Annotated in this window: 14 protein-coding genes; 2 read left to right on the forward strand and 12 right to left on the reverse strand. The window is 68.8% G+C overall.

What is annotated here, in order from left to right; translation table 11 throughout:
* Positions 1-97: 97 nt before the first annotated feature.
* The 5 genes from ACFLIM_RS43520 to infC form a co-directional block, all read right to left on the reverse strand.
* Complete coding sequence (locus ACFLIM_RS43520) at positions 98-1,189, reverse strand: sensor histidine kinase (protein WP_393175463.1); 1,092 nt, start codon at positions 1,187-1,189, stop codon at positions 98-100.
* A gap of 50 nt (positions 1,190-1,239) precedes the next feature.
* On the reverse strand, positions 1,240-2,043 hold the full coding sequence (locus ACFLIM_RS43525) for a TrmH family RNA methyltransferase (RefSeq protein WP_393175465.1): 804 nt from the start codon (positions 2,041-2,043) through the stop codon (positions 1,240-1,242).
* A 67-nt stretch (positions 2,044-2,110) separates the two neighbouring features.
* A complete protein-coding gene (gene rplT / locus ACFLIM_RS43530; RefSeq protein ID WP_393175467.1) occupies positions 2,111-2,494 on the reverse strand; it encodes a 50S ribosomal protein L20 in 384 nt (127 codons plus the stop codon).
* A 24-nt stretch (positions 2,495-2,518) separates the two neighbouring features.
* Positions 2,519-2,713, reverse strand: a complete 195-nt coding sequence (gene rpmI / locus ACFLIM_RS43535) for a 50S ribosomal protein L35 (protein WP_393175469.1) — start codon at positions 2,711-2,713, stop codon at positions 2,519-2,521.
* Between the two features lie 125 nt (positions 2,714-2,838).
* Entirely contained in the window at positions 2,839-3,447 is a 609-nt protein-coding gene (gene infC, locus ACFLIM_RS43540; protein WP_449291498.1) for a translation initiation factor IF-3, read from the reverse strand.
* Positions 3,448-3,755: 308 nt separating this feature from the next.
* Here infC and ACFLIM_RS43545 point away from each other — a divergent pair, with 308 nt between their 5' ends.
* Both ACFLIM_RS43545 and ACFLIM_RS43550 read left to right on the forward strand, forming a co-directional pair.
* Positions 3,756-4,040: a type II toxin-antitoxin system Phd/YefM family antitoxin gene (locus ACFLIM_RS43545; RefSeq protein WP_393175471.1), complete on the forward strand. Its 285-nt coding sequence runs from the start codon at positions 3,756-3,758 to the stop codon at positions 4,038-4,040.
* Positions 4,037-4,456, forward strand: coding sequence for a type II toxin-antitoxin system VapC family toxin (locus tag ACFLIM_RS43550; protein ID WP_393175473.1), 420 nt, complete (start codon positions 4,037-4,039; stop codon positions 4,454-4,456). Before ACFLIM_RS43545 ends, ACFLIM_RS43550 begins: the two co-directional genes overlap by 4 nt.
* On the opposite strand, the gene ACFLIM_RS43555 is transcribed toward ACFLIM_RS43550, so the two are convergent.
* The 7 genes from ACFLIM_RS43555 to ACFLIM_RS43585 form a co-directional block, all read right to left on the reverse strand.
* Positions 4,428-5,285, reverse strand: coding sequence for a shikimate dehydrogenase (locus ACFLIM_RS43555; protein WP_393175475.1), 858 nt, complete (start codon positions 5,283-5,285; stop codon positions 4,428-4,430). The two genes, ACFLIM_RS43550 and ACFLIM_RS43555, sit on opposite strands and share 29 nt — an antisense overlap.
* A gap of 239 nt (positions 5,286-5,524) precedes the next feature.
* On the reverse strand, positions 5,525-6,679 hold the full coding sequence (mltG, locus tag ACFLIM_RS43560) for an endolytic transglycosylase MltG (protein WP_393175477.1): 1,155 nt from the start codon (positions 6,677-6,679) through the stop codon (positions 5,525-5,527).
* Between the two features lie 211 nt (positions 6,680-6,890).
* A complete protein-coding gene (mltG, locus tag ACFLIM_RS43565; protein WP_393175479.1) occupies positions 6,891-8,111 on the reverse strand; it encodes an endolytic transglycosylase MltG in 1,221 nt (406 codons plus the stop codon).
* A 67-nt stretch (positions 8,112-8,178) separates the two neighbouring features.
* Positions 8,179-8,658: a Holliday junction resolvase RuvX gene (gene ruvX / locus ACFLIM_RS43570; RefSeq protein ID WP_393175481.1), complete on the reverse strand. Its 480-nt coding sequence runs from the start codon at positions 8,656-8,658 to the stop codon at positions 8,179-8,181.
* A gap of 10 nt (positions 8,659-8,668) precedes the next feature.
* On the reverse strand, positions 8,669-11,344 hold the full coding sequence (alaS, locus tag ACFLIM_RS43575) for an alanine--tRNA ligase (RefSeq protein ID WP_393175483.1): 2,676 nt from the start codon (positions 11,342-11,344) through the stop codon (positions 8,669-8,671).
* A 34-nt stretch (positions 11,345-11,378) separates the two neighbouring features.
* Entirely contained in the window at positions 11,379-11,624 is a 246-nt protein-coding gene (locus ACFLIM_RS43580; protein ID WP_393175485.1) for a hypothetical protein, read from the reverse strand.
* The gene (locus ACFLIM_RS43585; RefSeq protein ID WP_393175487.1) at positions 11,621-12,007 is read right to left on the reverse strand and encodes a DUF948 domain-containing protein; all 387 of its coding nucleotides are present in this window, start codon (positions 12,005-12,007) and stop codon (positions 11,621-11,623) included. Before ACFLIM_RS43585 ends, ACFLIM_RS43580 begins: the two co-directional genes overlap by 4 nt.
* Positions 12,008-12,014 lie beyond the last annotated feature (7 nt).

The raw sequence follows: 12,014 nt of genomic DNA on the forward strand, positions 1-12,014 counted from the left end.
CTCGACGGGGTCGTAGTCAGACAAGAGTGAGCTCCGTATCCAGGGCTTGAGCGGAAATGAGTCTAGTGGGGCCCGCCCACCGGGGCCGACTCGCGCGCTACGGAGTCGCGAAGTCCGGCGTGCCGGCGGGCACGGTAAATCGGAACTCCGCCCCGCCCTCGGGCGCCCGCTGCACGGCGATCGTCCCGCCGTGCGCCTCGACCAGGCCCTTGACGATGAACAGGCCGAGCCCGGTGCCGCCGCGCCTGCGGCTGTTGCCGCCCCGCCAGAACTGCCTGAAGACGCGCGGAGCCAGCTCGGGCTCGATGCCCTCGCCCTCATCGCGCACCGACACGGCAACTCCCCATTCGACGGACTCGATCTCGATTGTCACGGTGCCGCGCCCGTGGCGCACCGCGTTTTCCACCAGGTTACCCAGGATCTGGTCGATCTTGTCCTGGTCGAGCCACATTTCGGGCAGGTCGTCGCCGTCCAGCAGCCGGAAGCGCTCCTCGGCCTCGCCCGCCGCGACCCGGCCCGCGATGAGCCTGCGCGCTCTGGCGGGGAGATCCACGACCTGGCGGCGCACCTCCAGCCGCCCAGACTCGATCCGCGAGACGTCGAGCAGCTCGGTGATGAGCCTGGTGACGCGGTCGGCGTCGTTGTTGACGGTCTCGAGCATGACGCGCTTCTGCTCGTCGGTGAACCGCGTCCACTTCGCCAGCAGCGTAGCCGTGAACCCTTTGACGCTGGTCAGCGGCGAGCGCAGCTCGTGGGCCACGGTGGAGACCAGGTCGGCGCGGCTGCGCTCCAGCCGGGCGCGGGCGCCGCCGTCGCGTAGCGTGATCGCCACCCGCTCGACCTCGCCGCCGCGCTCGGGCTCGCGCACCAGCCGGGCCGCGACGTAGAGCTCCTGGCCGCCCGGCAGGTGCAGCGGCCGCTCCGGCGCCCTGCTCCGGGTACGCAGTCCGCCCTCGGGATCGAGCGCCTTCCACCAGTCGCGCCCGTCGTGATCGCGGAAGGGGAACACGTCGTTCATGTGCCGGCCGACCGCGCGCTCCATCGGAACACCGGTGAGCCTGGCGGCGGCCCGGTTGACGGCGACCACACAACCGAAACCATCGGTCACGATGAGACCGTCGGGAAGGTCGTCGATGGCTATCGTGCACGCGGCGGCCACGACCCGCCCGTCGGTGTCTGCGCCGTGCACGACCTCGCCTCCTCCGCCTACACCGCCGACAATAGCGGGTTTCCAGCCGCCTAGGACACTCGCTGAGCCCTGGCCGAGGAGTAAAGGCATACCGCTGCGGCGGTGGCCAGGTTCAGGCTTTCGGCCTGTCCGTAGATGGGCACTCTGACCACATCGTCCGCCTCGGCGAGTATCTCCTCCGGCAGTCCCCAGGCCTCGTTCCCGAAGATCCACGCGGTGGGACCCGACAGATCGACATCGTCGAGCGTGTGCTTGCCCGTGCCGTCGGCCGCCAGCACGCGCAGGCCCCGCTCCTTCAGTTGACGCACGGCGGCGCTCACCGGTGCACCGATGACGACGGGCAAATGGAACAGGCTGCCGGCGCTGGCGCGTACGCACTTGCCGTTGTACGGGTCGACGGAGGCGTCGGTGAAGACCACCGAGTCGGCGCCGGCGGCGTCGGCGGCCCGCATGACGGTGCCGGCGTTGCCGGGGTCGCGCACGTGCGCGAGCATCGCGACCAAGCGCGGCTCCTGATCCAGGGCCTCTTCCAGCGGGACGTGCACCAGCTTGCACACGGCGAGCAGCCCCTGCGGGGTGACGGTCTGGGACAGCTCCGACATGACCTCGCCGCTGGCCCGGTGCACGGGGACGCCCTGGAGCGTGGCCTCGGTGATCAGCTCGGGGTGGCGCAGCTCAGCCTCGGCCGTGCTGAACAGCTCCAGCGTCACGCCGCCGAGCTTGAGCGCCTCGCGCACCGCCTGCGGCCCCTCGGCCAGGAACCTGCGATCCTGCTCCCTGAAGGCCCGCTTGGTGAGCCGCCTGGCCGCCTTAACCCGCGGCGACCTCAGGTTGGTCAGCTCGGACCCCGCCATACTCTCCCCCTGGATACGGCAAAGGGCCCACCATCATCAGGTGGGCCCCTCGATTAAGGCAACTGCTTCAGCTCGCGGCCGGAGCGTTCACGTTCGCCGGGAGCGCCTTCTTGGCGGCCTCGACGAGCGTGGCGAAGGTCTGGCTGTCGTTGACCGCGAGGTCGGCCAGGATCTTGCGGTCGACCTCGATGTGGGCCAGCCGCAGACCCTGGATCAGGCGGTTGTAGGTCATGCCGTTCTGGCGGGCGGCGGCGTTGATCCGCTGGATCCACAGACGGCGGAACGCACCCTTACGGTCCTTGCGGTCCCGGTAGGCGTACGTCATCGAGTGGAGCATCTGCTCCTTGGCCTTGCGGTAAAGGCGTGACCGCTGGCCACGGTAACCGCTCGCCCTCTCGAGGACGACCTTGCGCTTCTTCTTGGCGTTGAGCGCCCGCTTCACGCGTGCCATGTTGTATCTCCCCGGGGGTTCGCGCTACTTGCCGAGCAGCTTCTTGATCTTCTTGGAGTCGGCGTCGGAAAGGACGACCTCGTTCTTGAGACGGCGCGTCAGCGTGGACGACTTCCACTCGTTGTAGTGCGCGCGGTTGGCACGGCGACGCTTGATCTTGCCGGTGCCGGTGACCCGGAACCGCTTCTTCGCACCGCTGTGCGTCTTCATCTTCGGCATGTCGCCGTCTCTCCTCGTTTCGGTCGTGCCACGGGCCGGGCCGGTGCTGGGCCGGCCCGGTCGCGGCGTCTTCGTCTGCCGGTGGCTTAATCGGGGTGCTTTGTAAGGCTAACCCCAACCGCGGGTCATCCTTCCTGTATGGAAGTGTCCTCGCCGCCACGCTGCGCCTTGGCTGCGGCCTTTTCGGCCTTGGCCTCGGCCTTCTTCTTGTGCGGACCGATCACCATGATCATGTTACGGCCGTCCTGCTTGGCGTGGGACTCCACGAAGCCGAGCTCCTGGACGTCGTCCGCCAGCCGCTGCAGCAGCCGGAAGCCGAGCTCCGGCCGGGACTGCTCGCGACCACGGAACATGATCGTGACTTTGACCTTGTCTCCCGCCTTGAGGAACCGCACCACGTGACCCTTCTTGGTCTCGTAGTCGTGCGGGTCGATCTTCGGCCGGAGCTTGATCTCCTTGATGATCGTGTGCGCCTGATTCTTGCGCGCCTCGCGCGCCTTCATCGCGGACTCGTACTTGAACTTGCCGTAGTCCATGAGCTTGCACACGGGCGGTCGAGCCGTGGCCGCGACCTCGACGAGGTCGAGGTCGGCCTCCTGGGCGAGCTTCAGCGCGTCGTGAATCGAGACGATGCCTACCTGCTCGCCGTTCGGGCCCACGAGGCGAACCTCGGGAACTCGGATACGCTCGTTGATGCGGGGCTCAGTGCTGATGGGGCCTCCTAGGTTTGCGATCCCTACGTGCTCGTCGTACGGGGAGCTCTCGCTGAATGCGAAAAGCCCCGCACGTCGCGCATGCGGGGCCACTGAGCTCGTCGGCTTAGTGACCTCGAGCTCCCCGGAGTAGTCCGGCGTGATCCTGGACCCGGCCACCTATCGGTGACTCAGGTGGGAGGGAGACCTCCGCTTGCGCGTCCAGCAAGGCATGCCGGACCGATCAGGGAGCCACATTACCACAACGACGAGCCTTCCTCGAATCATCCCAGGCGGCCAAGCTCTCCATGCTAGATTTCTGTCCAGAAAAGTAGCCAGAAGGAGGGCATATGACCGTAGAACAGCTCGAAGAGACCACCAAATGGCAGCTCCAGGAGGCCAAGCAGCGCTTCAGTGAGGTCGTCCGGAGGGCGCACGACGAGGGACCTCAGATCGTCACCAGACACGGGCATGATGTGGCGGTGATCCTCGACATGGAGGAATACCGTCAGCTCAAAGGCAAGCAGCCGGACTTCAAAGAGTTCCTTCTCTCGGGCCCTGACCTGAGCGAGCTCGACCTCACCCGCGACAAGAGCACCGAGATGCGGGACCTCGGCTTCGGGAGCACCGAGTGAGCTACATCCTCGACACCAATGTCGTGTCCGAGATGACAAAGCGCACCAGAGACGACCGGATGCAGGCCTGGCTCGACACCATGACCGGCCCCAACCTCTACCTGAGCGTCATGGTGTTCGGGGAGATCCGCAAAGGTGTCGAGCTGCTGCGCCGCCGCGACCCGGCGCAGGCAGGTGGTTACGAGTCCTGGCTGGACCGTCTCCAGCACGAGTTCAGGACCCGGGTGCTACCCGTCACCTCCGTCGTGGCCGAGGAATGGGGGCGGATGCAAGCCCTGCGGCCGCTCCCGATCGTCGACGGCCTCATCGCCGCCACCGCTCGCGCGCACAACTGGACCCTCGTGACCCGCAACGTGAAGGACTTCGCGAGGCTCGACGTGAAAACCATCAATCCCTTCGATTGGCCGACCGCCTAGCGAGTTCGGCCTCGCCGGCCGCGCGCATCGCCTCCACAGCCACATCCGTGCGGGCGGTCATCAGCTCCACCTGCCGCACCGCCTGATGCAGCAACATCGCGAACCCCCCGACCACGACCCCACCCGCGGCCCGCACGGCCGCCGCCGCGCTGGTCGGCCAGGGTGAGTAGACCACGTCGAAGAGCGCGGGCACCCGCGCCAGCCGGTCGGCGAAGGCGTCGGCCGCCCCGCCCGGCAACGTGGACACCACCAGATCCACCCGCGTCCTGGCGTCGAGCTTGTCCAGCGTCTCCACCGCCAGCGCCACGCCCAGCCGTTCGGCCACCGCCACCGTCTCCCCGGCCCGCGCGGGGTCGCGCACCAGCAGGGTGACGGAATAGAGCCCGAGGTTGCGCAGCGCCGCCAGCGCGGAAGCCGCCGTGGCCCCGCCGCCCAGCACGGTCGCCGAGCGCGGCGCGGGCACCCCGGCCTCGGCCAGCGCCCGCTCGATGCCGTAGACGTCGGTGTTGTCGCCGTGGCGCAGCCCGTCGCGGAACACCACGGTGTTGGCCCCGCCGACCTCGACGGCCAGCTCGGACACGGTGTCGAGCAGGGGCAAAACGGCCCGCTTGAGCGGCATCGTCAGTGACAGCCCCGCCCAGGCGTCCCGGTCGTCGGGAGCCTGGCCGCGCAAGGGCACCAACTCCCGCAGCAATCCGGGCAGCCGCGCCTCATCGCACTCGAACGCCTCGTAGATCCACCCGTCGAGCCCCATCGCCTGATAGGCGGCCCTGTGCAGGTAAGGCGAGAGCGAATGGCCGATGGGGGACCCCAAAACCGCAGCCCGCATCCCGACTCCTTCCGAACACGTCGACCCTATCGCCAACTCCCCCACCACCCGGACGGTCCACAGAGCGCGTGTCACGGCGGGACGTCGCGCCGCTGGAGGAGCGTCCCCTGGACGGGCGGCTCCGCACAGCGGCGGGAGGTGCCCACCGTGCGGAGCCGTACAGACTGGGTTTGCCGATGAACGCGAGCCGCGGCCGCCGGACGGCCGCCCGCCCACGTCGGCGGGCGGCCGCGAAGAGGTCAGCCGCCGTTCCTGCGGTATTCGGCCAGGAGAGCCTGGCGCTCGGCCTCCGTCGTGGCGAACTGGGTGGCGTTGCTCTTGGGGTCCGTGGCGACGAACCAGAGCCAGTTCCCCTTCGTCGGGTTCAGCGCCGCCTCGATGGCGTGGTCGCCCGGGTTGGTGATCGGGCCGGGCGGCAGGCCGAGGTACATGTACGTGTTGTACTTGCTCTTGGTCTTCGTCTCGGGGATGGTGGCGGCGGTGCCGTACTTGTTCAGCGCGTACATCACCGTGCTGTCCATCTCCAGCTTCATCTGCGGCTTGCGCTCCAGCCGGTTGTAGATGACGCGGGCGATCTTGGGCATGTCCTCGGCGCGGCCGGCCTCGGCCTGCACGATGCTCGCGATGATCATGATCTCGTGCGGGGTGTGGCCGAGGACCTTGGCGCCGCCTTCGAGGTCCACCTTCTCGGCCGTCTGGTTGTACCGGTCGACCATCTTCGCCAGCATCTGCGACGGGGTGGTCTTCGGCTGGAACTCGTACGTGGCGGGGAAGGCGTACCCTTCGAGCTTGTTCCTGGCGTAGGACGGCAGGTCGAGCTCGCCGGCGTCCTTGGCCGCGGCGGTGAACTCCTTGACGGGCTTGCCCGTCTCCTTGGCGAGCGTGGTCAGGGTGTCGGAGAGCCGCAGGCCCTCCTTGATCGTCACCCTGGCGAGCAGCCGGTTCTCCGGGATGAGCAGCGCCACCGCGCTCGCGGCCGACATCTGCTTGCGCAGCTTGTACGAGCCGGGCTGCAGCGAGGCGCTCTTGCCCGCGTTGCCGATGGCGTTGGTGAACGCCCTGGCGCTGGCTACGACCCCCTGCCGCTCCAGCTCCAGCGCCACGTCGGAGGCGCTCTGGCCGTCCTTGATCTCCACGACGACCTCGCCACTGCCCTGACCGGAGTAGTCGTCGGGCACGAGCGCGTCGCTGAGCCACAGGTAGCCGTAGTAACCGCCGCCCCCGATGATGCCCGCCAGCACGATGAAGGCGAGCAAGGGAGCCATGAAACCGCCCCGGTTGCGGCGCCTGCGCCGCCTGCGGCTGCCGCCGCGTTTACCGGAGCCTCGACTGCGCCGGGTGCGACCTTCGTCGTCCTCGGCGCCGAGCAAGGTGTTCAGATCGAGATCGTTCATAGGTGCGCTGGCCAATCTCCCGGTTCGGCCTGCCGGGCGTCAAGCGGAACTGCCCAACTGGCTGGGGTCACCGAGCGGAACTGGGGGATCCGCCGGACATGCACCCACGACCGGCGGAGATCACTCTGGGTAGCCATGCTAAGGGACGGAAAGAGGAAGCATGCCCCGTTTTGGGGCTTTCGTGTGGGGACAGAGGGGATCCCATCGAACATCAGTTCGTCCCGAGGTTCTTGTTCAACTCTTCCCGGTATCTCACGAACTCGCTCTCTTTGTTGGTGAATTTGGTGATTCTATGCGCCGGATCCGTCGTCACAAACCAATGCCAATCACCTTCCGCCGGGTTCAGGGCCGCTATCAGCGCCTTCTCTCCGGGATTGGCGATGGGTCCGGGCGGCAGTCCTTTGTGGCGATAGGTGTTGTAAGGAGAGTCGACCTTGGTGTCGCGCTCCGTGACTCTCAGGCTGCGGCGGTTCTGGGCGTACAGGACGGTGCTGTCGATCTCCAGCTTGGTGCCCTTCGCCAGGCGGTTGTAGATCACTCTGGAGATCTTCGGGTAGTCCTCGTCGGTCCCGCCCTCGGCCTGGATCAGGCTGGCCACCGTGACGGCCTGCAGGGGTGTCAGGCGCATGCGGGCGGCCTGCTCGGCCAGGTCCACGTGCCGGGCCGCGAGGCCGAAGCGCTCGACCATCGCCGCCAGCACGTCCACGGCCGAGTCCCCGGGCTCGATCTCGTACGTCGCGGGGAACAGGAATCCTTCGAGCCCCTGCGCGTATTTGGGCAGCCCGACGAGGGCCTTGTCGACGCCCTGCAGCTCCTTGAGCGGCAGCCCGGTCTGCTTGGCGAGGCGGCTCAGCACCTCGTTCGTCCGCATGCCCTCAGGCAGCGTCACCCGCCGTACGATCCTGGATGCGGGCGCGAGCAGCAGGTCGAGCGCCGCCCCCGCCGCCATGCCCTTGCGCAGCCGGTAGTGCCCCGGCCGCAGCCGGTCGGCCACCGCGCGGTCCTCGGTCGCGTTCACGAACGACTGCGCGCTCGCCACGACTCCAGCATCGGCCAGCGCGGAGCCGATGGACTGGGCACTGGAGCCGGGCGCGATCCGCACGGTCACGCTCCCGCTGCCGGCGCCTTCGAAGTCCTCAGGACTCAGGTACGGCTTGAGCATCGCGATCGCGACCGCCCCCAGGGCCAGCAGCGAGGCGAGCAGACCGGCGGAGACCAGGCCCGCCTTGCGGATGGCCCGATGCCGCCGCGCGGGCAGCGGTATGACGTCGGCCGCGGCCTGCTCCGGCGCGGGTTCGACCCGCTCGCCCGCCTCGACCCGTTCGCCCGCTTCATCCCGGGAATCGGTGGAGTCGGTGGAGTCGGCAGCGTCCCCCGAACGGAACGGGATCACGTCACCGACGTCGTCCTCGTCTTCCGGCGTACCGTTCACAAGACCACCCCGACCCCCGTGACTCGGGACGCCATCGGCGCGGTCGCGACCCCCGTGGTGCGCGCGCTCATGAGGCAGGTCCGTCGGCCGCCGGTGGCGGTTCGACGGGCCTGCCTGGTGGTCTCTCCGTGGCACGCTCGGAGTCGAGCGCGTCCTGCAGCAGCACGACCGCGGCCGCCTGGTCGACGATGCCGCGCTGCTTCTTGGCCTTCACGCCGCTGGCCCGCAACCCCTGCTGCGCGGCGACCGTGGTCAGCCGCTCGTCGAACAACCGTACGGGCGTCGGCGCGAGCCGGGCCGCGAGGTCGGCGGCGAACTGGCGCGCCAGCGTGGCCGCCGGCCCCTCGCGCCCGGACAACGAGGTGGGCAACCCCACCACGACCTCGATCGCCTCGTGCTCGGCGACGATCGCGGCGATGCGGTCGAGGGTGCCTTTACCCCGCCTGACCGTCTCGACCGGCGTGGCCAGCATCCCGGAAGGGTCGCTGCGGGCCACGCCGACACGTACGGAGCCGACGTCCACGCCGATCCGTGAACCGAACCTCATGTCAGCCGAGCTATCCCGTGATCCGCTCAGCGATGGCCTGCTCGACCAGGCGAAGCGCGTCGCCGATCGCCTCCGGTCGTGTGCCGCCGCCTTGCGCGACATCGTCCTTGCCGCCACCGCCACCCCCAAGAGCCTTGGCGGCGACGCCGACCAGTTGCCCGGCCTTGAGCCCCCGCTCGCGCCCCGCCTCGTTGACCGCGGCAACCACCACCGGCCGGTCGGAGGGGGCACCGGCGATCACGATGACCGCCGGCCTGTCGGCCGGGAACCTGCCACGCACATCAAGCGCGAGCTTACGCAGGTCATCGGCGCTGGTGCCATCAGGCGCGCGGTGTGTCACGACGGAGACGCCCTGCAGGTCACGAGGCTGGGACGCCAGATCGCCAGCCACCTGGAGCACCTCAGCGGAGCGAAGCTTCTCCAGCTCCTTCTCCGCCGTGCGCAGCCGGGTGACGATGCCCTCGATGCGCTCGGGCAGCTCCTCGCGGCGCGCCTTGAGCTGCTCGCTGAGCTGCGCGACCAGCACGCTCTCGCGGGCCAGGAAGCGGAAGGCGTCGATGCCGACGAGCGCCTCTACGCGGCGCACGCCCGCGCCCACCGACTGCTCGCCCAGCACCTTGACCAGACCGAGCTGCCCTGAGCTGTGGACGTGGGTGCCACCGCACAACTCGCGCGAGTAGTCGCCGATCTCGACCACGCGGACCTCGTCGCCGTATTTCTCCCCGAACATCGCCAGCGCGCCCATCGCCCTCGCCTCAGCCTGCGAGGTGTAGAAGGCGTTGACCTTGAGGTCGTTGATGAGCACGGCGTTGACCTCGTCCTCGACGTCACGCAGCACGCTCTGCGGCACCGCGCCCGCCGCGGTGAAGTCGAAGCGGAAGCGGCCCGGTGAGTTCTCCGAGCCCGCCTGCGCCGCCGTCTCGCCGAGCGCGTTCTTGAAGCCGCGGTGGACGAGGTGGGTGGCGCTGTGGCTGCGCGAGATCGCGCGGCGGCGCTCGAGGTCGATCTCCGCCTGCGCCTCGTCGCCGACCCTGAGCTCGCCACTGCGGACCTTGCCGCGGTGCACGACGAGCCCCGCGATCGGCGACTGCACGTCGACGATCTCCACCTCCGCGCCGCTGGTGCGGATCACACCCTGGTCGGCGAGCTGGCCGCCGCCCTCGGCATAGAACGGGGTACGCCCGAGCACGACCTCGACGGTCGAGCCCGCATCCGCCGCGGGCACCGGCAGGCCGTCGACGAGGATGCCCACCACGCTCGTGTCGGCCTCGGTCTGGTCGTAGCCGAGGAACTCGACCTTGCCCGCCGCCTCAAGCAAGTGCCCGAACACCGAAATATCGGCATTGCCGGTCTTCTTCGCCGCGGCGTCCGCCTTGGCCGCCTGCCGCTGCTCCTTCATGAGGCGGCGGAAGCCCTCCTCGTCGACCTTGAGCCCGTGCTCGGCCGCCATCTCCAGCGTCAGGTCGATCGGGAAGCCGTAGGTGTCGTGCAGCTTGAACGCCTGGTCGCCGGGGATGGTGGCGGCGGACCTGCGCTTGGTCTCCTCGACCGCCACGTCGAAGATCGCCGTGCCGGTGCGCAGCGTGCCGAGGAAGGACGCCTCCTCCGCGTCGATGATCCCGTGGATCTGCGGCGCGTCGGCCTTGAGCTGGGGGTATTGCTCGCCCATGACGTTGATCGCGACGTCGGTCAGCTCGTGCAGGTAGCGCTCGTCGCCGGAGCCGAGCAGCCGCAGGTTGCGTACGGACCTGCGCAGGATGCGGCGCAGGACGTAGCCGCGGCCCTCGTTGCCGGGCAGGACGCCGTCGGCGACCAGCATGGTGCCGGTGCGCACGTGGTCGGCGATCACCCGCAGGCTGACGTCGGCGCGGTGGTCGCGGCCGTAGCGGGTCTTGGTGAGCTCGGCCGCCTTGTCGAGGATCTTGTAGGTGGTGTCGATCTCGTAGATGTTGTCGACGCCCTGCAGGATCGTCGCCATGCGCTCGAGGCCCATGCCGGTGTCGATGTTCTTCGCCGGCAGCTCGCCCGCCACGTCGAAGTCGACCTTGGTGCGGACCTGGCTGAGCTGGTATTGCATGAAGACGAGGTTCCACACCTCGAGGTAGCGGTCCTCGTCGGCGACGGGCCCGCCCTCCTTGCCGTATTCGGCGCCCCGGTCGTAGTAGATCTCCGAGCAGGGGCCGCCGGGCCCGGGCACGCCCATGTGCCAGTAGTTGTCCTCCAGGCCGCGCCGCTGGATGCGCTCGGCGGGCAGGCCGACGCGGTTGCGCCAGATGTCGTACGCCTCGTCGTCGTCGAGGTAGACCGTCGCCCAGAGCCGCTCCTCCGGGAAGCCGAAGCCACCGTCGGACTCGGACCTGGTGAGCAGCTCCCACGCGAACGGGATCACCTCGGCCTTGAAGTAGTCGCCGAAGGAGAAGTTGCCGAGCATCTGGAAGAACGTGGCGTGCCGCGCGGTCCTGCCGACCTCTTCGATGTCGGGGGTGCGCACGCACTTTTGCGCGGTGGCCAGCCGGGACGCCGGAGGCTTGCGCTGCCCCAGGAAGTACGGCTTGAACGGCGCCATACCGGCATTGACCAGGAGAAGCGTGGGGTCCTCAGCGATCAGGCTGGCCGAGGGCACTACCTTGTGCCCACGCTCCTCGAAGAAGCGCAGGAAGCGGCGGGCGATCTCTGCCGACTCCATGGTGGCCATCCTTTGCGTTAGAAAGCGATTGTGTTCAGCGGGTCGTCTTCGGCTTGTTGTCTTCAGCGTTGTCGAGCCCGAAGCGTGCTCGCAACTCGGTTTCGCGCTCCGCGGCCTCGCCGAGCGCGTCAGAAGTAAAGTCTCTCACCCGCCGGAGCATGCCCGCGGCGCCGTCGGCGGTCCTGCGGGCGACATGGTCGGGGTGCAGCGCCTGCAGCCTGCGCATCACCCAGAAGGCGAGGAACGCGCCGAGCGACAGGTAGAACAGCCTTCTGATCATCGCGGCCGCCTCTGCCCGGGCCTGACCTTGTGCGGCCGGCGGGCCTCGATGGCGCGCCGCACGCCGTAGCCGAGCGACGACACCTTGATCAGCGGCCCGGTGAAGATGGTCTGCGTCACCGCGCTGAGCTTGGCCGCGGAGCCGCTGACCTGCTTGACGTCCTTGGCGATGGCCTCGACGGCGATCAGCTGCCTGTTGGTCTCGTTGACCGTGACGCTCATGTCGTCGAGCAGCGGCGTCAGGCGGTTGTTCAGGTCGGAGACCGCCTTGGTGGTCTCCGTGAGCAGCCTGGCGAGCTTGACGAGCACCATGGCGAGAACGCAGACCAGGACAATCCAGCCCGTGGCGGCGATCAGCCCGGCGACCTCTCCAGCGGTAAGCATCCGCTCA

The sequence above is a fragment of the Nonomuraea marmarensis genome (assembly GCF_043197025.1).
Classification (GTDB): Bacteria; Actinomycetota; Actinomycetes; order Streptosporangiales; family Streptosporangiaceae; genus Nonomuraea; species Nonomuraea marmarensis.